This is a genomic window from Sphingobacterium sp. HSC-15S19 (genome assembly GCF_050433745.1).
Lineage (GTDB): Bacteria > Bacteroidota > Bacteroidia > Sphingobacteriales > Sphingobacteriaceae > Sphingobacterium > Sphingobacterium siyangense.
Genome location: NZ_JBNPWQ010000026.1, coordinates 31,515 through 52,846, shown reverse-complemented (window position 1 = coordinate 52,846; position 21,332 = coordinate 31,515). Strand labels below are relative to the sequence as shown.

Here is a 21,332-nt window from a genome sequence, read left to right as displayed (position 1 = left end):
TTGCTTTATTAAAAGCAACATAGGGCATGGAGGACGCAAAGCGATGTACACCACGATTGATCATTTTTTATAGTTTATAATGCTTTAATAAAGGTAAGAATATTTTTCTATTTTCAAGAGAAGAAATATTTTTTTCAAATCTTATACAATATATTTGTGTCGAATGCTAACAACATTGAATAACCAAATAGAACACTTCATATATGAGAATTGTCACTAGCACTAAAAATGGTCAACAAGAATTGGGCATTGTTATAGACGACCGCTTTTATAGTTGCTCAGTCATCGATCAAAACCTTCCCACAACGATGTCGGACTTCCTCAAAGGTGGCGAAGAGACCATGAATCAGCTACAAATCTTTGAAACAGCTTTGCGTCAAGGAGCTATGAACAGGCCCTATCGTCTACTAGACGATATCCAACTCATCGCCCCCGTGCCACAGCCAACATCTTTTCGTGATGCTTACGCTTTTCGACAGCATGTCGCAACCTCGAGAAGAAACCGCGGATTAGCTATGATCCCTGAATTTGATGAATTTCCCGTTTTTTATTTCTCCAACCATCAGTCCATACAGGGACCTGGTCCCGTTCAATGCATGCCCCTACATTTAAATCAACTGGATTTCGAACTAGAAATTGCAATAGTCATCAACAAACCAGGAATCAATATCCCCGCCGCTCAGGCAGATGAGTATATTGCTGGCTATATGATTATGAATGATTTTAGTGCCAGAAAACTCCAAATGGAGGAAATGAAATTGAGTTTGGGCCCTGCCAAGGGCAAAGATTTTGCAACAGCAATTGGACCTTACTTGGTGACAAAGGATGAATTGGAACCTTATAAGGTTCAACCTGCAGCAGGACATATTGGCGACTGTTATGAGCTCAATATGACTTGTAAAGTAAACGGCACGCAAGTCTCAGCGGGTAATTTTGCGAGTATGCACTGGACTTTTGCAGAAATTATTGAACGTGTTTCCTATGGTGTACAAATTTCCCCTGGTGATATAATCGGTTCTGGGACAGTCGGAACAGGCTGCTTTCTTGAGCTCAATGGTACAGCACGCATAGCGGATCCTAATCATAAAGACCAATGGCTCGACCTTGGCGATGAGATTGAATTAGAAATCACGGCGCTCGGAAAACTTTCCAATTCTATTGTATTATACCATTCATAAATCTACGGATATGACCTCTTCCTTTGAAACCATCACCTTTGAATCTGTTAAAGACAAAGCTATTATAGATAATTTAATTAAGTATGCTGTTGCACCGCGGCCAATTTGCTTTGCAAGCACGATCGATAGCAATGGAAACATAAATTTAAGCCCCTTCAGCTATTTTAACCTGATGTCCCATCAGCCGCCAATCTGTGTTTTCTCTCCCTTGCGACGCATGCGTGATGGTAGTACCAAACATACATTGGATAATATACAGGAGGTTAATGAAGTTGTCATCAATATTGTTAACTACGATATGGTCCAGCAACAATCACTTGCCAGTACCGAATATGGCAAGGAAATAAATGAATTTGATAAGTCGGGTTTTACGCCCATTCCCTCTATCCGAGTTGCACCACCTCGTGTAGCCGAATCCCCAGTCCAGCTGGAATGTCGGGTCAGAGAGGTTGTCGCATTAAGCGATGAGCCAGGAGCTGGAAATCTCGTTATTGCCGAGATCCTCTATATGCATGTCCATAAACACTTGTTGGGCAAGAACAATACCATTCAACAAAAAGATTTGGATCTGGTAGCCCGGCTCGGTGGTGATTGGTATTGTCGTGTAACCGACGAAAACTTATTTATTGTACCGAAGCCCCTCCGTAACCTGGGAATTGGCATAGACCAACTTCCAGAAAAAATTAGATTTTCGAATGTATTAACCGGAAATCACCTGGGGTTGCTGGCCAACGTAGAAACACGACCAACATTAAAAGACCCACAGCAAGAAGATAAGTACTTCAACTATCTGAAGCTAAACTTTGAAGACAGCCCATCAAAGTTCACACAAAAAATTCACGAATATGCTGCCCAACTATTAGACGCGGGCAAACTTAATGAAGCCTGGCAAATACTTTTGCAGGCATAGCTTAAATAGACAGTAAAAAAGGAGAGCTCTACATAGATTTAATAGCTCTCTTTTTTTATATCGCCTTTTTTACAGCCAATTTCACATATAATACTTTTTAGTGGTTATTTAAATCTTCCTCCTTAGCAACACGCAATCCATCATCAATCAGTTTTTTCAAATTTGGATATCGGATAATAAATTCCAAGAGCCTCTGTTCGGCCTGAGTAGTTAATTCCCCTCCATCATTAGCCTGGGCAATTTCAAATAATTCAACCAAACCTAACCAATGATCTGCATTTTCCGGTCCCAATTGACTGAAAATCTCCAGCCATACTTTCTGATCAAAACCGTTGTCCCGCAAATTCCGTATCGCAGCATGACAATTCACTAGTTTTACATCTTCCGTTTCGGCAGGTATTGAAGATAGATCCTTATCCAAATGCTCCTCCAGCGCATCATAGGCATCTTTATCCGCAGCGCCTGCAAATACAGATACTATTTCCGCTCCGACAGCCATATCGTATGTTCCCCATTCAGGTTTAAAATACACCTCTTCCCTATCGCTACGGTATACCTCGCATCCTATAAATGAAATCAAAACAATCTTGCCAAATTGACGTACAATCTTTTGAACAATTCCCGATACAATAATCCCTGAAGCAAAGTTTAACGAACACTGCTGCCCTTCCACTACAACATATTGAATCAATGTTGCTTCATCAAAATCGGCTAAGTCACTATCTGCACCGCGCAAGTGTCCTACAGGGGAGCCAAACCCTTCGCTATGATAAATGATACCGTGGCCTTCAAGCTGTTTACCTGCTACCGCCAAAGCTGTAGGTCCATGTGTTTGAATATAAGAGAGATTTTTATCTGCGTTGGCCAGCTTAAAAACGCCCGACACCTGCAAACCGGAACTATATTCCACAGTGCAAACAGCTCTACAGTCTATTGCCTTGTCAAGGCTCTGTTTTCCCCCTACGCGAAAAGCCATGGTATCAGCAAATTTATCCAATACGAGCTTTAGGTGTTCAAAATCCGGTGTAACAAATAGCTGTGGTTGTGGTTTGGTAATATCATAAGGATATTCGATTGCATTTAAACCATACGCCAACTTAGGCACATCTTCCTGCATGCAGCTTGCGCTTTCTCCAATAGAAGACAGTAAACCAGCTCCATAAATTTTGGGGTTATGAAGATCTCCAATAAGTCCGTATTCCACAGTCCACCAATGCAACCTGCTCAACAATGCCATCTCCGAAGGCTCGCCCATATTATCTTGAATGATCTGCAAATTTTTCTCTGCTTCCGCCAACTCAGCCGCCGTTGTTGTAGCGTGTTCTTTTAAAATAGATAGGTGGCGAATAGCTTCGTAGAGTTCAAAATCTTTGCCCGAAGAAAGTGCTTTCGTACCAACCTCCCCAAAGTACTGCAAATATGTAGCGTAATCTGGCTCACCGATTATAGGTGCATGTCCTGAAGATTCGTGAATAATATCTGGTGCCGGTGTATATTCGATATGTTCCAATTGACGTATGTCTGCAGCAATAACTAGTACGCGGTGCGCCTGAAATTCCATAAAAGCCGCCGGCGGAATAAATCCATCCACAGTCACAGCCCCCCAGCCAATTAATTTTAGACTATCGTTCATGTCCTGTAGGTTCGGGATGGTCGCGATGGATAATCCTGCTTTCTTCAATCCCGGAATATAAGGGTAGTAGGCTACATCTTTCAAGAAAGAATAATTCTGACGCATGACATAACGCCACAATGCTTGATCCAGCGCGGTATAACGTTCATATCGTTGGGCTACTACATAGCGTTTCAAATGTTTGGGCAACCGCTCCAAAACAATATTATTATATGTTTCCATCTATAATTGGTATGAAAATAAAGTATGAGACTCCTATATGAAGGTAGAAATTATTTATGGTTTAAGAAAGGACCACGATGTTATTTTACTACTTTTAGCAAAACATTAAAAAAGTATACCCTCACAAACCTTACTAGATAACTCTAAAATAAGCCCTTTTACCTAATTTAATTTTAAAACAAGTATTCAAATCAAGCATCAGCTCCGGATTCAGCTGTTTTATTGAATCGATCTGCACTGCACCGCCTATAATCAATCTTCGCATCGCCGACTTTGTTGCCCCCTTTAGGAAATGACATAGATCGACCAGTTTAATCTGTTCACCAAACTGTTCGCGCAATGTTTGACCCGACACCTCCTCAAAAGCCTTTTCTTCTAATTTCTTGCTCTGAAACTGCTTCACAAAAAAATCAACCGCACTGGCCGCAAACTCGTCGCCATGGTATTGAGCAACTAGATTATGTGCAATAAGTTTCTTAATTTCCATTGGATTTTCGCCCATTTCAATACGGGTCTTCATGCCAAGTTTGGTTTCCTGATTGAAATCAGTTGTCAAGTCAATATATTCTGGAATTAAATGATCAGGAATAGACATGGTTTTACCAAACATTTCATTCGGTTCATCCAAAAGACCGATCGTATTGTTTAATGATTTGCTCATTTTTTCTTTTCCGTCCAGCCCGCGCAACAAGGGCATACACAGTACTATTTGTGGATCCTGTCCAAAAGATTCCTGTAGCTGCCGGCCCATCGCGCAATTAAACAGTTGGTCCGTTCCCCCCATTTCAATATCACTATTGACATGTACAGAGTCAAAGCCCTGCAATATCGGGTAAAGCAATTCATGCATGGCTATTGATTGGTTTTCGTTAAAACGTTTATTAAAATCATGCCGCTGCATCAATTGAGCGACGGTTACTTTCGATACCAGCTGGATAACTTCTGTAAAATTTAGTTGATCCAACCAGTCTCCATTAAAAACAACTTTCGCTTTTGAAACATCAATAATTTTAGACAGTTGCGCAATGTAAGTTGCCGCATTGTGCGCTATCGCATCCTGACATAAAGGTTTACGGGCTTTATTTTTTCCTGTAGGATCACCGATCCGAGCTGTAAAACTACCAACGAGAATCACGACTTCGTGCCCCAGCTGCTGAAACTGGCGTAGTTTCTTTAACACTACAGCGTGCCCTAAATGAAGATCCGGTGCTGTTGGATCAAAACCAAGTTTTATAATCAATGGTCGTTCTTTTCTTCAGACTCCTTCAACTTCGATGCAAGCCCCTCCTTCGGTAAAATAATTTCGATATTTTCTTCTAACTCTTTTAACATGATGTTATATAAAATAAAAAAAGCCCGAACGTTATGTTCGGGCTTAGCTATAAATAATAATTTGAATTTCTTAATTTAATAGGCATAGGGGTCCCGAACGATTATCGGGCGATAATAATTAAAGAAAAATGGAAGACGTAATATGTTGTTCATTTTCTTCATTGCTTGACAAAGGTAGTGCTATATTTTTAAAATGCAAAAATATTGGCATCCATACTTGATTCAAGATGCATTTTTAAATTATCCGCCGGTATTTTTATTTATCAATTTTCCGGCTCCATTATAAACATACTTTTCTGTATTCCCTTTATCCTTTTTCTCCACGACCTTTTGCACTAACAATGAATTCTTAAAATACTCATGGTAAAAGCAGTTATTAAGGTTATATTTCCGCTCAACGAGATTATTATTCTGATACAGATCAGTGTAATCAATTTTAGCTTTCCGATAGGTATGTTTTAGTAATTGACCATTGGCATCAAATGACTTTGATTCCTGTATCTGCCCACCACAATTCAATTTGGCGCTGTACATTAAGGTATTGTCTAATCGGTAGTCAGCTCGGGTATGGTCAAAATCATTCTCAACCGTATAGTAATTATCAAAGAAGACTTTTGTCACTTTTTTACCACTATTTGCAGCTCGGTAGAATACCGTTTTTTCCTGACTGATTTTCCCATTCTTAAAATTGCGCTGCACACTTGAACTATCCGTTATGGTATATTGAAAGTCTGGCAATGCAGCAGATTTCACAGTCATTTGCTGCAATACACCATGTCTTACGATAACATCACCGGTACGCCCATCTTTTTCAATTTTAAAATCACCATCAACGATGCCATCCTGATTAATCGTAATAAATGCATTGGAAAGTCCCATAAATTGATTCTTTTGCAGAATATATTTACCCTGTTTCAACTTCGTTTCTTTACCTTTTTCAAGTACCCGGATTGTATCTTTTGGATATTCCGACAAATGCAATTGATAACGATCTTTGTCCAAGCGAACATACTCTTGCGCAACTCCCAACTGAACAGCTAAACACAAGCATAATGATATGATAAAACGTGATTTCGACATAATGTCATAGTAATACAATTATTACACCAAAAATTAAAATACGGTTGATTTTCCAAATAATTCCCCAATACGATAGATGCTGTAGTACCTCCATATTACAGAACAGACAAGCTTAATCGTGAAATGAAAAAAGGGGAGTTATTTATGCATAACTCCCCTTTTTTCAAAGCCAATTGGTACTTGTACCCATCATGCGAGAACATTCGAGAACTAAACAGACTCTAAATATTGTGCATAACAATACCCTTCTTCATTATCTTTGGTTCTGACCAACCACCATTGATCATTAGCCTTACTAATCAATGTGATGATTTCTCCTTTAGCTGCTTTTCCGACGATAGGCTGGTCTGTACCAGGGCCTTTTCTAATGTTCAAATTGCTATTTTCTGTTATAACTTTCACCTGGCTTCCGGGCACTTCCGTAGCCACATCTACATTTAACACCACATCTCCGGTTTGGAAATTAGGATCTATATTACCGTAGATTTCCCAGAGCTTATTTTTCACATCTGCTGTTGGTGCTGTACCACGAATTTGCAATACTCCATCCATTTCGGCGTAGTTCAGGTCATTTACACCTGAAGATTGTGCCGTATCTAAAAGAACCTTATATTTTTCCTGCAATGACATAATTTCACTATTTTATTTTTTGACAACAATACCGCTTAGATCCACTTTTTTTGGATTTAAGTTATCCAAACCTTGTTTTAAGGTGATTATCTTAGGCTGCTCCAAAGTACCTGTAACAGCGATCACACCATCCTTTACACTTGCCTGTACCGTAGGAAAATCCTTCATAAACGTATTCACTGCTGCTCCAAGCACCGCATCATTATTGGATACCTCAATAGGAGCTGGAGTCGACGACACTGGGGCGCTAACGATAATATTGTTTTGAATAGACTTGATGTCCTTATCGCCTGCTGTTTTAGCAATAGACTCCACTTGTTGCTTTTCTTCTTCGGAAGCAACCGTGCCACTTAAGATAACTTCCCCTTTTTTAACGTCGACGTCCACGGTTTTACGACCGGTAAGTGCATTTTCGATCTTTTCTTCCAACTTCTCATCAGATAAGCCTGATTTGCAAGCCGTAAAGGAAAGCACAACTGTAGTTGCCAATAGACAAAATGTTAATTTGCTAAATTTCATAAGACCAATTTTAATTTATAATTCAACAATAATCCTAACAAACTCCATACGCAATTGTTTGTCCAATTATTTTTAAACTTAAATTCCCTTGCCGGATTATAATTATATAATTAAATTTAGGAACAGAGGTATTCATGATTGTTTCATTCGGATCATTTAATCCTCTGTGGTTATAAAAACGCTTTAAGTAACAGATACGCACTTTGATGATTCAATCAAACAGCTATTAATTATGGGATTTTTGAACAATATTTTTGGTAAAAAAGAAAATAAAAAGGACAGTATAGCGGATTTTTGGGATTGGTTTACAAAAAACGAACACGCATTTTTTCAAATCGTCAAGACTGGAGAACAAATTGATCAGAATTTTTTCAGCAAACTTTCGCCGAAGATCGATGCTCTTCGCAAGGAACTTTATTTCTTAACGGGAATGTACGATGATGACACTGCAGAACTTGTAGTTACCCCAGATGGTGTCATCAAAAACGTTGCGTTCGTGGAGCATCTGATTGCTTCTGCTCCAGCATTAGCGCATTGGAAATTTACTGCATTAAAACCCGCTATTGCGGATATGGAAAAATTCAAAATCACGATGTATGGATTTACTTTTGACATCAAGGATATGTTTTTTTACCCCATTCAACACAAATACCATCCGGATGAAGTCGATATCGTTATTGTTCACCCCGATTTTACGGAAGAGAACAAAGCCAATATTTCCCATGGGATAGAAATATTTCTCGACAATTACATTGGTGAATTGAACTCGATCATAGCCATAGACAACTTGAATGTAACCTCAAAAGAGCTTGCAACAGAAGAGCTTATTCCTCTACTTAAATTAAAAGACTATTTGATCTGGCGGGAAAAGGAATTTGTGGAAAAATATACCGACGTTAGGCACCGGGCCGCAGATGACACATACACTGCTTTTGAGGGTATCCTGGAGAACGACTTACCTATCTTTGCTATCATCAATACGACGTTATTAGACTGGGACGGAAAAGCTTCTCACCCTTGGATAGTTACATTAAAGATTAATTATGACGGAACAGCAACCAATGGCATGCCCGATCAGGAGACTTACGATTTAATGGATAAATTTGAAGAAGAATTAATGGACAGTCTTCCAAATGATATTGGATTTCTTAATATCGGAAGAGAAACTGCCGATAACCTCAGGGAAATTTACTTGGCTTGTACAGAATTCCGAAAAGCCTCACGCACGATTGATCGATTAATCGAAGAATACAGGGACAATCTCCAAATTGATTATAGCATCTACAAAGATAAATACTGGAAAACCTTCGAACGATTTTATAAACAAATAGAATAGGTCTCTCGAACAGCAGACATAAGTTTCAATAAAAGTACTTTATAAAATATGCTTTATTTACATGAATAAAATCATTCTTTTGGTTATTATCCTTGGAATTGGCCTTATCACATACAAAACCATTCAAAAAAACACGCTTTTAGCCGTTGTTGATAAGGAAGAAAATACTCCTTCAGACGCCTTTCGCTATACGATGGCAATAAAGAACGTAAAAAAACGCATCATAAACAACAAAAAGTATAATAGTGACATATCCTTTCTCTTGGATATGAAAAGACCCTCGGGAAGAAATCGTTTTTTTGTCGTAGATCTAAAAACAGATCGGATTCTAGATCAAGGGCTAGTGGCACATGGATCCGGCTCCGAAACCGGAAAAAAGAATCTTTTGCAATTTAGTAATACGGATAACTCTCATGCGACATCGCTAGGTAGTTACGCTATCGGCAGCTCGTATAACGGTAAATTTGGAAAAGCATATAAATTATATGGCTTAGATAGCTCCAATAGCAATGCATATGCTAGAAACATCGTTCTACACAAATATGACCGCATGCCTTACGATGAACAAGTAGATCCAGTATGTCTCAGTGAAGGCTGTCCTATGGTAAACGTCGAATTCTACAAAAGACTACAGAACTTGATTGACTCTTCAAAGAAACAAATCGTCTTACATATTTATTATTGATCACCTTCATTATTGATCACCGGCTATCTTCTTTGATCAAATTCAATAAAACCTGATACGGACTTTGAGATACACTAAGAGCTTTCAACCAAGCAATAAATCCCATAATAAATAAATCTTTATTTTCTTTGTCCTCCGCCATAGTTTGAACAGCTGCCCGAAAGGATTTCCCTTGAATAACTGCTGGATTTAAAAGATATTTCTCTACCAATTTGGCAAAATCAATCACTCTGTTTTCCTTGACATTCAGCAAGTATTTTTTATACCTACCGACAAAGTTTTTTAATTTCAAGGTTGCCAAATCGATGTGATCGAATTGAATATGGATCAGAATTTCAAGCAGACTCTTCCGAATCGTCCACAACATGCCCATTTTCTTCTCGTACCAAGCATCTGTTCGAATCAACTGTCGAAGTTCAATCAATGCTGTTTTATCTTCAAATTGCGTTAAAAACATCACCAAACACAACTGTAGATCCGCAAGATCAACCTCACTTGATTTTGGTGAGGCTTGTTTAATCCCTGCCCTTAACACGGAAAGACCTTTTACTCCATCGCCAAGGTAATGGAAATTCAATGCCATCAACAAATGGCACCGCAGCTGAAACTGGACTCGAAAAACCGTATTTCCTTGAGATAAAACTTCATTCAAGCGTTCTAAATACCCGATGCTCTCATTAAAGAATCCGTTCCTCAAATTAAAATTGGCCAGATAATACAAAATATGAAGATAGTAAAATAGCTGATGCGCTGATTGTTCATCGTACTTCATCAAAAAATTATCTGCTGTTTTTAAAAAAGAACGAACCAGTGTATAGTTTTGATGTATTGCGGCATACTCATTTGCAATATACAGAAGTTGATAGAGTGATTTAAATGATAAGAGATCATCCAAAGAAATACTGTATTTACTCAGCACACTCAAAATCAACTTATTGATATCAATTATTTTTGCTTTCAAATGAATATCCTGCAATGCTGAGCGCAATAGCGCATAAGCAATCTGAAATTTTGCTTCTTGCTGCAGTTTTTGCTGATTTTCGGTAAAACGATCGATAAGCAATTCCAAATTGACATTCAAATCTAAATGTGCATATTGTAGTCTGATTTGCAAGATTTCGTTCAGCAAACTAAACTGATCCAGAACAAGAGCCTTGTCCTCAGCCCGTTGAAGGCATTTGAATCCAATCTTAATGAACTGACTTTCCAATAGAAAACGACCCACAACAAATAATCTCAACGCTTCGTGGGCTTCACTGTTGTCTCGTTCAAAAACCTTATTTGAAAGAAAAAACAAAAGACTATCATGAAGCCTTTTCCTCAATGCGTGATAAGCATCCCGGTTTTTAATGGGATCATATAACTTTTTTAGCTTATTTATATCATCAGTTTCTATAATCTCAAGTAACTTGATATTTTTCACATCATTTCGCTTATTCTTTTGTTTCAAAAAGGTTCTAAAATCCCTAATATCATCTTTATTCAATAATAATAGTAGATCCGATATCGCGTCCGCCATAGCTTAAATTTAGAATTAAACAAATATATTAAACAAAATTATATCGTCAGTATTCTTATAAATTCAAGTTTTAAAATAATTAGTTCCTATCGATATTTGAATCATAAAACAACAACAAATTAAAACTAAAACAAGAAAATTATGGAACCGCTAAAAAACATGATTGAAGAAAAAAAGGCTGAAAGAAATTTAGACAAAAGAAACCCATTTAAACCAACAGGAGCATTTATCGGAGCCTCCTGGACTGCATTATTGGTTGGTACCGTTGGCTATTGTGTAGGTTTATGGAATGCAACAATGGCATTAAATGAAAAAGGGTATTATTTTACAATTTTACTATTTGCGCTATTTGCGGTTATCTCCGTTCAAAAAAGTGTAAGAGATAAAGCAGAAGGACTAGCTGTTACCGAATTGTACTATGGTTTAAGCTGGTTTGCAACAATTGCTGCGGTCGTGCTATTAACTGTAGGCCTATGGAACGCGGATCTGCTGTTAAGTGAAAAAGGATTCTATGCAATGTCCTTCTCATTGAGTATTTTTTCAGCTATCGCAGTACAAAAAAATACACGTGATGCAAAACTTATCGATGACAATGAAATAAAACTTTAGCGGGTGCCGATCCTGCAGCCTCTGCGTAGCAAGCTGCAGGATCTTTCAATCTCTCGTAAAGCAAAAAAGGAAGAGCTTCTCATGGAGCTCTTCCTTTTTTTAAGTGGATTGTTTAAGCGGTGCAATAGGAAGGTAAACGAAAAATGCACTTCCAGTACCAAAAACACTTTGCACATCAATCTCTCCCCCCATGCTTTCGATAAATTCCTTGCTTATGCTTAACCCCAAGCCTGTTCCTTCCTTTGTACCCCCCGGAACACGGAAATACCGATCAAAAATCTTCGCTAAATATTGTACCGGGATTCCTTGCCCCTGATCTTCAACACGCAAAAGCACCCTGGCGCCCACTCTTTTGACAGCAAGACAAATCGCCCCCCCTTCATCGGAATAACGAATTGCATTGGACAGTAGATTCGTCAATACCCATGCGGTCTTCTCGTTATCAATAAAAACCATCGGCAGTTCCTCTTCCAGTTCAACCTGTAGTCGAATTTTCTTTTGGTCAAGCATTGAACGATTGGCTAACAGGGCATAATCTATAATCGGTCCGATTGTCGCCGGATTCAGCTTCATCTGAATGGTACCACTCTCCACTTGTGCAATATCCAAAAGTTCTCCCGTAATTTTCAGAAGTCGCTCTGTATCATCAGCAATTCCTTCAAGCAAGTCTTTTTGTTCTTCATTCAACGCTCCAATCCGCTTATTCTCGAGCAATTGGATCCCCATGCGTATTGATGCGATTGGAGTCTTCAGTTCATGAGATACCGTTCCAATAAAATTTGTTTTTGCGACATCACGTTCCTTAAAACTTGTCACGTTCTTCAACAAAATAAATTGTCCAATAAACTGCGAACTCTCCTCTCCCGTTGGTACAACATTAATGTCGATAACCTCCAGTTCAAAGTAGTTATCTTTTCCATAGGCAAAGATCTGAACCAATCCCAGATGTTCGGATTGCTGGTTTAAAGCGTCGATCCTATCGAGAAGCTTATGAATCAAATCATTGGAAGAAGCTATTTCCACTAATTTTTGCCCTTCAAATTCTGCGTGTTTTAACCCCGAGAGCAAACAAGCGGGTTCATTTGCAAAAAGCACTCTTTTTTCCTCATCTATCCCTATAACGGCATCATGCATATTATCAATAAGCGCTTCAATTCTCTTTTTATGCTGCAAGATCTTACCCAATTTACTTTCCGTATATTCCTCGAGTTTTTGAGCCATTGTATTGAACGATTGCGCCACTTCTCCAAATTCATCCTTTCGCTTAAAATGAAGTCTCCTTTTATAGTTCCCAGCAGCAATCTGTTTAATACTATCGGTTAATTGTACAATTGGACCAGCAATGGCTAGGGGGAGATTGACAAGTAATACAAACGCAATCATAAAACAGATCGCACCTACAATGGAGATCGCCAAAATAGCTTTTTCAGCTGTTGCATTGGCGATATTATTTTTGTTTTCAATTGCCTGCATATTAAGATACATTAGCTGAAATATATCTTTGTGTAAGTCAGCAGCAATTGTAGAATCTTTCAGCTGTTTCGCTAAACTCAAAAAGTGATGATCTATACGTTCGGTCACCGCTCGTTCTCCAGGCTCAGTTACATTGCGCTTTTGGAGGCTTAAATTATGTTCAAATTGCGCAATGCCCTTCTCATTCGTATGAAGATCCTCCAAGGCCAACAGCATATTTCTGGAATAATGCAGCGTATTATAATTGTCGACTAAAATATTATTGGTATCTTTTTTTAATCGATAAACATAATACCCACTCACTATTGCAAGCAGTAAGATCATAAAAAATAAAAATCCTACCCCAAATGTCAGCTTTGCTTTAAGTTTCATTGGATTTTATATTCTTCAATTTTTCGATATAAGGTAGCTATGCCGATTTCTAACAATCGAGCAGCTTCAGCTTTATTTCCATTCGTATGTTTCAATACACGTTGTATATGTTGCCTCTCCATATTGGACATTGAAAAGTTTGATAAGACGCTTGCCCCTTCTCTATACTCACGTTCACCGAAAGGAAGCCCCTCAACACCTAATATGCCACCCTCACTCAAAATCACACTGCGTTCAATCACATTTTTCAGTTCACGGATATTTCCCCGCCATAGGTTAGTTTCCAATGCCTGCACAAACTCAGGTGTCATCCGCAAAGGTTTCAAGTTGGATTTTAAAGCAAAGATATCAGCGTAGTATTGTGCCAAAGTCGCTATATCTTCAATACGCTCACGCAGTGGCGGCAATTCAATCGTGAAAACAGACAACCTATAAAATAGATCACTCCTGAAATGGTCAGATGCAATTTCGGTTTCGAGATTTCTGTTGGTCGCGGCTATGATACGTACGTCCACTTTCATTGGTTTGGAGTCCCCAACTTTTAAAAACTCGCCCGTTTCCAAAACGCGAAGAATTTTGGCCTGAAGTTCCAAGGCCATCTCCCCGACTTCATCCAGAAAAATAGTACCCAAATGTGCTTCTTCAAACAAACCCCGCTGATCTTTAGTAGCACCGGTAAAGGCACCGGATTTATGACCAAACAGCTCGTTTTCCAGCAGGTCTTTTGTAAATGCGGCACAGTTAATGGCCACAAAACTACGCGCTCTCCTGGAACTCGCCTGATGGATTGCCTGTGCAAAAACCTCCTTACCGGTACCAGTCTCGCCTGTTAGCAAGACCGTTGTATTTGTAACGGCAACTTTTTGTGCCATGCCAATGGCAGCCTTTATTGCACTAGATTTTCCAATAATCTTATCGAAAGAAAGTTTATCTCCCAATCGCTTTTCTAACTGTTGTACCCTTCGTGCCAATGCAACCTTTTCACTGGCTTTATAAAGCAGTGGGATAATACGATTATTGTCATCTCCTTTGGTAATATATTCAAAAGCACCATTTTTTATCGCCCGAACACCGTCCGGGATATTCCCGTATGCTGTCAATAGAATAATCTCTACAATTGGATACCGTTCTTTAATTAATTTGGCCGTTTCTACCCCATTACCGTCAGGCAGTTTGACATCACAAAGTACAACGTCCACATCACTGACTTCAAGCTTTTTCAACCCCGATTTAATATCAGCAGCTTCAATCACATCAAAACCTTCCAGGCTAATAATTTTGGCCATCAATTTCCGAAGTTTCTCTTCGTCATCTATAAGGAGAACTCTATTCACAATATTCGTTTTTTCAAAAGTACAATTTGTCCGAAGCAAATAGTAGAAAAATAAACAATTTGACTATTCCTCAAAAACTTTCCCGTCATCAAAATAAAAACGCTATATTTGCTTCTCTCAACATCCTTAAAACTGCATGTAAGATTAAAATTCTTTAGAACGAAATAAATACCATCCATTGACAATACCTGTCCAAATGGTCTTTTCTAACATTTAAAGAATTTCAACATGCTTTCATTACAACAACTTTCTTATATACATCCGAATAAAGATTTATTGTTTGGGAACATAAATCTACACATCAATGCGCAAGAGAAAATAGCGCTCATCGGCCACAATGGTGTCGGTAAATCAACTTTATTGCGACTGATTGCCAAAGAACTATCACCTTCCAGTGGCAGCGTACAAGTCAATACCAGCACCTATTATGTCCCTCAAGTTGTGGGACAATTTGAGGATAAGACAGTCGCCGAAGCACTTGGCATTGCCAAAAAATTAAATGCACTCCACGCCATATTAGCTGGCGATGCGTCTGAAGAAAATTTCAATAGACTTCAAGATGATTGGACCTTGGAGGAATGCTGCCAAGAAGCTTTCGAGCAATGGGATCTGCCCGATATCCAGTTGACACAGCAGATGTCGTCCCTTAGTGGTGGACAAAAAACAAAAGTCTTATTGGCCGGAATCCACATTCACCGATCCGAACTTATTCTTCTTGATGAACCCAGCAACCATTTGGATATGGATAGCAAAACACTACTATACGATTGGATTCAATCAAGCAAAAACACAGTGATTATTGTCAGCCACGATAGAACCTTACTTAATTTATTGGATGACATGGCCGAAATGACCTCAAAAGGTATCAAGCGGTATGGGGGCAATTATGCCTTTTATGAAACTCAAAAAGAGACCGAGCGCCATGCGTTACAACAAGATATTCACCACAAGGAAAGGGCGATCAAAATTGCAAAGGAGAAAGAAAGAGAAACAATCGAACGCCAAAATAGATTAAACAACCGCGGTCAAAAAAAACAGGAAAAGGCAGGTGTGGCGCGCATTATGATGAATACTCTGCGCAACAATGCTGAAAAAAGTACCGCCAAAATAAAAAGTGTGCATCAGGACAAAATTGGAGATATCAAATCCGATCTACAGGAACTCCGAGGTTCACAATCTGCACTGGATGAGATTAAAATAGATTTAGGAAACAGTGCCTTTCCAACCGGAAAGAGTATGGTCAAAGTCGAAAATGTCAATTTCAAGTATGACTCGCAAGGACTCTGGCCAGCTAATATCAACTTTCAATTATTCAGTGGAGATCGTATCGCACTACAAGGACAGAATGGATCTGGTAAAACGACATTGGTCAGACTTCTACTCGGCCAATTGACACCTGTACAAGGAAAAATTGAACGTCAATCATTTCGTGCGATCTATTTAGATCAAACATACTCCATTTTGTCTTCGCATCTAAGTATTTACGAGCAGGCCCAGCAATTCAATAGCGACGCACTACCTGAACATGAGATCAAAATTAGGCTCAATCGGTTCTTATTTGGAAAAGACGATTGGAACAAACCCTGCCAACTATTGAGCGGTGGTGAAAAAATGCGTCTGATATTATGTTGCCTCACCATTCAGCAACAGTCTCCAGATTTAATTATTCTTGATGAACCAACAAACAATTTAGATCTTCAAAATATCCGGATGCTAACCCGAGCGATTCAGCTTTATAAAGGTACGCTACTCGTCATTTCACATGATGAGGTCTTTCTACAGGAAATCCATATCAACAAAGTCATCAAACTAAAAGACCTATAAATGACAACTGCGTTTATTTCGTTGCAACGGAATAAACGCAGTATTCAATGACTGCCCTCCATAAAATTTTAATAAAACACGGTATTTTTTGTAACAATCCCATATTCTTTATTTAAAATCTGCTAAATCGATAAATTAAATTAAAAAAAAAGAATTTTTATCGATATATTCACGATGATTTTAAACATGAAACAATAACCATTAAATTAATTGAACCTTCTCATTTACGTTGCAGCCTTAGGGCAAATGTATCGCACAGGCCTCTCAATTAATTACTTCATTTAATTATGTCAGATTATCAAATTAAAGAAAATCCCGAATTATTTGACGCCATCGTAGTTGGTTCCGGCGCAGGTGGTGGTATGGCAGGTTATATACTTGCACATGCGGGGCTTAAAGTATTGATGCTGGAAGCAGGTCCTTTTTATGACCCAGCAAAAGATTCGTTACAACTACGCTGGCCTTGGGAATCTCCAAGAAGAGGTGCCGGTACCACAAGGCCATTCGGGGATTTTGATGCAGCCTTCGGTGGCTGGCAAATCGAAGGTGAACCCTACAGCAAGGTAGCGGGAACTGAATTTGAATGGTTCAGAGCACGTATGCTGGGCGGCAGAACCAACCACTGGGGTCGAATTTCATTGCGTATGGGACCTGACGATTTCAAGCCAAAGGATGGAGTAACAGACGAGTGGCCTATCACTTATGAAGAAGTTAAACCATTTTATGACCGTGTAGATCGAATGATCGGAATATATGGCACAGCAGAAGGTATTCATAACGAACCCGATGGTATTTTTATGAAACCACCTAAGCCACGCTTAAACGAATTATATATTGCAAAAGGTGCCAAAAAAGCTGGAGTTCCAGTGATTCCCGGAAGAGGAGCCGTGCTAACCGAAGTATCAAAAGATATTAAAGATCGAGGTACCTGTTTCTACTGTGGCCAATGTGGCCGTGCATGTAAAGTTTATGGGGACTTTTCGTCTTCATCTTGTCTGGTTATTCCAGCGATGAAAACAGGTAACCTAAAGGTGATAGACAATGCAATGGTAAGGGAAGTCATTACAAATGATGAAGGAATTGCAGTTGGTGTTTCTTATGTAAACACCAAGGATCTGCAGGAATATACCGTTAAAGGGAAAACCGTTATTTTGGGTGCTAGTGCCTGTGAAAGCGCGCGGATCATGTTAAATTCCAAATCAAAATCGCATCCTGGGGGTGTTGGTAATAGCAGCGGTTTAGTTGGAAAATATCTCCACGATTCTACAGGGGCCAGTTTATCTGGATTTTTACCACAACTACTTGACCGGAAGCGTTATAATGAAGATGGCGTTGGAAGTGTCCATATTTATTCACCATGGTGGGAAGATAATGCCAAGTTGAGTTTCCCAAGAGGTTACCACATCGAATATGGTGGTGGTTTACATATGCCCTCTTATGGATTTTTGAATTGGGTACCGAAAGTAAATGACCTGGCAAAAAATTCGGATGGGAAGTCAAAAGCCAAAGGCGGTTATGGTACTGCATTAAAAGAAGATTTCCGTAGCTATTATGGTGCAAATGTAGGTATGGCAGGCCGGGGAACGGCATTGGCAAGAAAAGACAATTACTGTGAAATTGACCCGGATAAAGTCGACAAATTCGGAATTCCTGTGCTACGTTTCAACTACAAATGGGCGAATGAAGAAATAGCACAAGCCAAACATATGCAAGAGACATTTCAGTCTATTATGCACGAAATGGGCGCTGTAATTACTTCTAAAATACCAGGAGCAGATACATTATATGGCCTGGAAGCTCCCGGAAAAATTATTCATGAAGGTGGTACCACAAGAATGGGAAATGACCCTAAAACCTCCGTTTTGAACAAATGGGGACAAGCGCACGATTGTAAGAATCTCTACGTCGTGGATGCGGGACCATTTGTACAACAAGGTGACAAAAATCTGACCTGGACAATACTCGCTTTATCAATGCGGACAGCAGAATATATACTTCAAGAAAAGAAAAAATTAAACGGTTAAAAGCATGAATAGAAGAGAATCTTTAAGAGCATTAGGATTAATTGCAGCTGGATCTGGTCTTCTAACCGCAGCTTGCAATTCAAAAGATGCTAAAAATGCGGTAGCTGACAATAGCAAAAAGTTACCTGGAGTCCAGGATTTTGAATACGAACGCACGGAACAATTATATGCCGAAAAGTTTTTTGACGAACATGAAATGGCTACAATCACTGTTTTGGCAGATATTATTATTCCTAAGGATAATATTTCAGGAAGTGCTTCTGAGGCGGGAGTACCCGATTTCATCGAATTTATCGTAAAAGATTTGCCTGATAATAAAATCCCTATGCGTGGCGGGCTTCGTTGGCTCGACCTCCAATCCAAAAAGCGTTACGGAACAGTATTTATCAAATGCGGCGCAAAAGATCAACTTGCATTAGTGGATGATATTGCCTACCCTGATTTGGCAAAACCGGAAATGAAACAAGGTGCCGCCTTCTTTTCATTGATGCGCAATCTGACTTCCTCAGGATTTTACACAAGTGAAATGGGTGTGAAAGATATCGGCTATGCCGGAAATAAACCTGGAGTCTGGAATGGCGTACCAGATGATGTGTTGAAAGAGCATGGTTTTGACCCGACTAAATTCTTTGGATAATAAAAAAAATCCTTTCCGAAAACGGAAAGGATTTTTTTATTTACCGCATTAAAATCTATTGTGCCGATGGTACCTCAGTAGCTTCCGGAGCTTTATCAATCAACTCCATAAATTGATCCAATTTAGGAGTGATAATAATCTGCGTTCTTCTATTCCGTTGCTTACCTAGCGCGGTCGTATTATCTGCAATTGGATTATATTCGCCCCTACCACCTGCAGTTAAGCGTTTAGGATCCACACCATATTTATTTTGTAAAGCTTGTACCACAGAAGAAGCCCGTAAGGTACTTAAATCCCAGTTATTCCGAATATTAGGTTTAGAAATTGGATCGGTATCGGTATTACCTTCAATCAATACTTCATAATCTCTGTAATCCTGGATAATTTTCGCAATTTTACTTAATGTCTGATCGGCTCTATCATTAATTTCATAGCTACCGGATTTGTAAAGCATATTATCAGCAAGTGAGATATAAACTACCCCTTTTAATACCTGTACATCAACTTCCTGCAATTCCTCACGGCTAAGCGATCTTGTCAAATTATTGGTCAATACCAGATTCAAGGAATCGGATTTGTTTTTCGTCTCAACGAGATGCTTAATATATTTATTTGAAGCGTTAATTTCATCAACCAACTTGGAAATATTGATATTTCCCTGTGAATTCTGATTAATACTGTTATCGAGCGATTTCTGCAAAGCAGCATAAGCCGATCGGAGATCCGCATTATTTTGTCGTTCAGAGGCCAACTGATCTTCTAAACTCTTGATCCGTGTCCGACCTTCAGCCAATTGAAGCTGTCCATCCTGATATTGTTTGGTCAATTGACTGTGCTCCGTTTGTAATTTACTATAGTCGGACTGTAAACCAGCATATTGCTTTTTACTGACACCACATCCGATAACAAACAAACTTGCCGTTAATACAGTCATTGGAAAAACTAAATTCTTCATGATATACTCTTTTTGTAGATGTTGAATTAATTCATATAGCAAGATACGCAATATTCTAGCCAAAATACCCCATAGTCTTGTCAAATTAACAACCTTTAACGTCCTATTGGGCTAGCTCCTTCAGCTCTGTAGCGCTAAATACCTGCCCACCTTTAAGATAGGGATTTGCGCCTTTGAGATAATTATAAATAATTGATTTAGCCTCTTCATTGGGTAATTTATAAAGATTTTTAACAAGAAAACTTTTATCCTCAAGGATATTATTGTTATATCCCAAAAAAGAAGGCGCATGCACCTGTACGCTCCAACGTATAAACCGTGCTTCAATATGATTTGGATTTTCCTTAATCACTTCTTCCAAATGCTTTTTACCCTCTTTAAACTGCCCAACTTTCTTAAATGGATTGCCGATATGTTTCGCTAAAAGTATTTGATAAGCGGCCAGGTATACTTTCTCGGTCGGTGATTTGGCACCTTCTGTCAGCACCTCCAAATTATGTTCACATAGATCTTCGTCCTTCACGGCCTCCGCATATTCTTTTCGAATTTTATCAATATTCACCTGTTGGCCAAGTCCAACTTTTGTTAAAGTGAATAGAGCAATTGTCAATACTATTCGTGTTATCATAATTATAAATCAGGCTATTTCAACAATTTCATTTTCCGACTTAAATTACTAAAAAAATCGAATCCAACTATTAATTTTCAATTATCATACCACAAAGCCAAAAATTCATGTCATTGTATCGCCACAGCTAGCTTTAAATAAGATAAAAGTCTTCATTCAAGTATATTTTTAAAGCAATTTTGCTCCATGAAACCGATTTTAGTAACAAGCCCAGTATGGTTAAAGGTAACTTTGTCAATTCTATTGGGTGTTATATTAGGCTGCTTTTTAGGGGAGATAGTTTTCACCCTACTACAATTATAAACTATTCACTACAAATGAGTTATAGCTACCCCCTAGCGACCTCATACATTTCATATCCATAGATAGTCAGCTTATTATAGCTGCTCAGGCTAGTCCATAAGTTTCATTATCCTTGCCAAAAATCAAATT

At 38.8% G+C, this 21,332-nt stretch carries 18 protein-coding genes; 8 read left to right on the top strand and 10 right to left on the bottom strand.

The genetic code is table 11. The features are described from left to right. Nucleotides 1-203 precede the first annotated feature (203 nt). Both L1283_RS19745 and L1283_RS19740 read left to right on the top strand, forming a co-directional pair. A complete protein-coding gene (locus L1283_RS19745; protein ID WP_075991795.1) occupies nt 204-1,178 on the top strand; it encodes a fumarylacetoacetate hydrolase family protein in 975 nt (324 codons plus the stop codon). A gap of 10 nt (nt 1,179-1,188) precedes the next feature. Then, the gene (locus L1283_RS19740) at nt 1,189-2,088 is read left to right on the top strand and encodes a flavin reductase family protein (protein ID WP_075991794.1); all 900 of its coding nucleotides are present in this window, start codon (nt 1,189-1,191) and stop codon (nt 2,086-2,088) included. Nucleotides 2,089-2,185: 97 nt separating this feature from the next. Here the strand turns inward: L1283_RS19740 and L1283_RS19735 are convergent, their stop codons facing one another. From L1283_RS19735 to L1283_RS19715, 5 genes are all read right to left on the bottom strand, one after another. Further along, the gene (locus tag L1283_RS19735; protein ID WP_075991793.1) at nt 2,186-3,943 is read right to left on the bottom strand and encodes an aromatic amino acid hydroxylase; all 1,758 of its coding nucleotides are present in this window, start codon (nt 3,941-3,943) and stop codon (nt 2,186-2,188) included. Between the two features lie 133 nt (nt 3,944-4,076). Further along, nucleotides 4,077-5,183 (bottom strand): tyrosine--tRNA ligase, encoded by a 1,107-nt coding sequence (gene tyrS / locus L1283_RS19730; protein WP_312352221.1) that lies wholly within the window; start codon nt 5,181-5,183, stop codon nt 4,077-4,079. Nucleotides 5,184-5,515: 332 nt separating this feature from the next. Then, complete coding sequence (locus L1283_RS19725; RefSeq protein WP_075991791.1) at nt 5,516-6,355, bottom strand: hypothetical protein; 840 nt, start codon at nt 6,353-6,355, stop codon at nt 5,516-5,518. Between the two features lie 210 nt (nt 6,356-6,565). After that, the gene (locus L1283_RS19720) at nt 6,566-6,985 is read right to left on the bottom strand and encodes an SH3 domain-containing protein (RefSeq protein WP_046675658.1); all 420 of its coding nucleotides are present in this window, start codon (nt 6,983-6,985) and stop codon (nt 6,566-6,568) included. Nucleotides 6,986-6,997: 12 nt separating this feature from the next. Beyond that, nucleotides 6,998-7,504, bottom strand: a complete 507-nt coding sequence (locus tag L1283_RS19715; RefSeq protein WP_088160876.1) for a BON domain-containing protein — start codon at nt 7,502-7,504, stop codon at nt 6,998-7,000. A gap of 232 nt (nt 7,505-7,736) precedes the next feature. On the opposite strand from L1283_RS19715, the gene L1283_RS19710 reads away from it, so the two are divergent. Together L1283_RS19710 and L1283_RS19705 are read left to right on the top strand one after the other, a co-directional pair. Further along, nucleotides 7,737-8,840, top strand: a complete 1,104-nt coding sequence (locus L1283_RS19710) for a DUF695 domain-containing protein (RefSeq protein ID WP_075991789.1) — start codon at nt 7,737-7,739, stop codon at nt 8,838-8,840. 61 nt (nt 8,841-8,901) lie between these two features. Further along, nucleotides 8,902-9,525 (top strand): murein L,D-transpeptidase catalytic domain-containing protein, encoded by a 624-nt coding sequence (locus L1283_RS19705; protein ID WP_248933318.1) that lies wholly within the window; start codon nt 8,902-8,904, stop codon nt 9,523-9,525. A 16-nt stretch (nt 9,526-9,541) separates the two neighbouring features. Here the strand turns inward: L1283_RS19705 and L1283_RS19700 are convergent, their stop codons facing one another. Further along, nucleotides 9,542-11,044 carry a hypothetical protein gene (locus L1283_RS19700; protein WP_286849631.1) on the bottom strand — a complete coding sequence of 501 codons (1,503 nt, stop codon included), beginning with the start codon at nt 11,042-11,044 and terminating at the stop codon, nt 9,542-9,544. A 141-nt stretch (nt 11,045-11,185) separates the two neighbouring features. Between L1283_RS19700 and yiaA the strand changes: the two genes are divergently transcribed. After that, on the top strand, nt 11,186-11,653 hold the full coding sequence (yiaA, locus tag L1283_RS19695; protein ID WP_046675653.1) for an inner membrane protein YiaA: 468 nt from the start codon (nt 11,186-11,188) through the stop codon (nt 11,651-11,653). A 99-nt stretch (nt 11,654-11,752) separates the two neighbouring features. Here the strand turns inward: yiaA and L1283_RS19690 are convergent, their stop codons facing one another. Together L1283_RS19690 and L1283_RS19685 are read right to left on the bottom strand one after the other, a co-directional pair. Continuing rightward, nucleotides 11,753-13,498, bottom strand: a complete 1,746-nt coding sequence (locus L1283_RS19690; protein WP_286849633.1) for a sensor histidine kinase — start codon at nt 13,496-13,498, stop codon at nt 11,753-11,755. Beyond that, nucleotides 13,495-14,832, bottom strand: coding sequence for a sigma-54-dependent transcriptional regulator (locus L1283_RS19685; RefSeq protein ID WP_376747251.1), 1,338 nt, complete (start codon nt 14,830-14,832; stop codon nt 13,495-13,497). The genes L1283_RS19690 and L1283_RS19685 overlap by 4 nt, the downstream gene beginning before the upstream one ends. 228 nt (nt 14,833-15,060) lie before the next feature. On the opposite strand from L1283_RS19685, the gene L1283_RS19680 reads away from it, so the two are divergent. The 3 genes from L1283_RS19680 (at nt 15,061) to L1283_RS19670 (ending at nt 19,317) form a co-directional block, all read left to right on the top strand. Further along, entirely contained in the window at nt 15,061-16,656 is a 1,596-nt protein-coding gene (locus L1283_RS19680) for an ABC-F family ATP-binding cassette domain-containing protein (RefSeq protein WP_286849634.1), read from the top strand. 287 nt (nt 16,657-16,943) lie between these two features. After that, entirely contained in the window at nt 16,944-18,680 is a 1,737-nt protein-coding gene (locus tag L1283_RS19675) for a GMC family oxidoreductase (protein WP_088160871.1), read from the top strand. 4 nt (nt 18,681-18,684) lie between these two features. Next, nucleotides 18,685-19,317 carry a gluconate 2-dehydrogenase subunit 3 family protein gene (locus L1283_RS19670; RefSeq protein ID WP_088160870.1) on the top strand — a complete coding sequence of 211 codons (633 nt, stop codon included), beginning with the start codon at nt 18,685-18,687 and terminating at the stop codon, nt 19,315-19,317. Nucleotides 19,318-19,372: 55 nt separating this feature from the next. Here L1283_RS19670 and L1283_RS19665 read toward each other — a convergent pair whose 3' ends face one another. Together L1283_RS19665 and L1283_RS19660 are read right to left on the bottom strand one after the other, a co-directional pair. After that, nucleotides 19,373-20,272, bottom strand: coding sequence for an OmpA/MotB family protein (locus L1283_RS19665; protein ID WP_075994703.1), 900 nt, complete (start codon nt 20,270-20,272; stop codon nt 19,373-19,375). A gap of 103 nt (nt 20,273-20,375) precedes the next feature. Further along, entirely contained in the window at nt 20,376-20,900 is a 525-nt protein-coding gene (locus tag L1283_RS19660; protein WP_088160869.1) for a hypothetical protein, read from the bottom strand. Nucleotides 20,901-21,332 lie beyond the last annotated feature (432 nt).

Bases quoted from the DNA above. Each gene is read 5' to 3' on its own strand.
- L1283_RS19735 (WP_075991793.1), bottom strand. From the start codon at position 3,943: ATGGAAACATATAATAATATTGTTTTGGAGCGGTTGCCCAAACATTTG.
- L1283_RS19710 (WP_075991789.1), top strand. From the start codon at position 7,737: ATGGGATTTTTGAACAATATTTTTGGTAAAAAAGAAAATAAAAAGGAC.
- yiaA (WP_046675653.1), top strand. From the start codon at position 11,186: ATGGAACCGCTAAAAAACATGATTGAAGAAAAAAAGGCTGAAAGAAAT.
- L1283_RS19680 (WP_286849634.1), top strand. From the start codon at position 15,061: ATGCTTTCATTACAACAACTTTCTTATATACATCCGAATAAAGATTTA.
- L1283_RS19660 (WP_088160869.1), bottom strand. From the start codon at position 20,900: ATGATAACACGAATAGTATTGACAATTGCTCTATTCACTTTAACAAAA.
- L1283_RS19665 (WP_075994703.1), bottom strand. From the start codon at position 20,272: ATGAAGAATTTAGTTTTTCCAATGACTGTATTAACGGCAAGTTTGTTT.
- L1283_RS19720 (WP_046675658.1), bottom strand. From the start codon at position 6,985: ATGTCATTGCAGGAAAAATATAAGGTTCTTTTAGATACGGCACAATCT.
- L1283_RS19705 (WP_248933318.1), top strand. From the start codon at position 8,902: ATGAATAAAATCATTCTTTTGGTTATTATCCTTGGAATTGGCCTTATC.
- L1283_RS19715 (WP_088160876.1), bottom strand. From the start codon at position 7,504: ATGAAATTTAGCAAATTAACATTTTGTCTATTGGCAACTACAGTTGTG.
- L1283_RS19740 (WP_075991794.1), top strand. From the start codon at position 1,189: ATGACCTCTTCCTTTGAAACCATCACCTTTGAATCTGTTAAAGACAAA.
- L1283_RS19670 (WP_088160870.1), top strand. From the start codon at position 18,685: ATGAATAGAAGAGAATCTTTAAGAGCATTAGGATTAATTGCAGCTGGA.
- L1283_RS19690 (WP_286849633.1), bottom strand. From the start codon at position 13,498: ATGAAACTTAAAGCAAAGCTGACATTTGGGGTAGGATTTTTATTTTTT.
- L1283_RS19725 (WP_075991791.1), bottom strand. From the start codon at position 6,355: ATGTCGAAATCACGTTTTATCATATCATTATGCTTGTGTTTAGCTGTT.
- L1283_RS19700 (WP_286849631.1), bottom strand. From the start codon at position 11,044: ATGGCGGACGCGATATCGGATCTACTATTATTATTGAATAAAGATGAT.
- L1283_RS19745 (WP_075991795.1), top strand. From the start codon at position 204: ATGAGAATTGTCACTAGCACTAAAAATGGTCAACAAGAATTGGGCATT.
- L1283_RS19675 (WP_088160871.1), top strand. From the start codon at position 16,944: ATGTCAGATTATCAAATTAAAGAAAATCCCGAATTATTTGACGCCATC.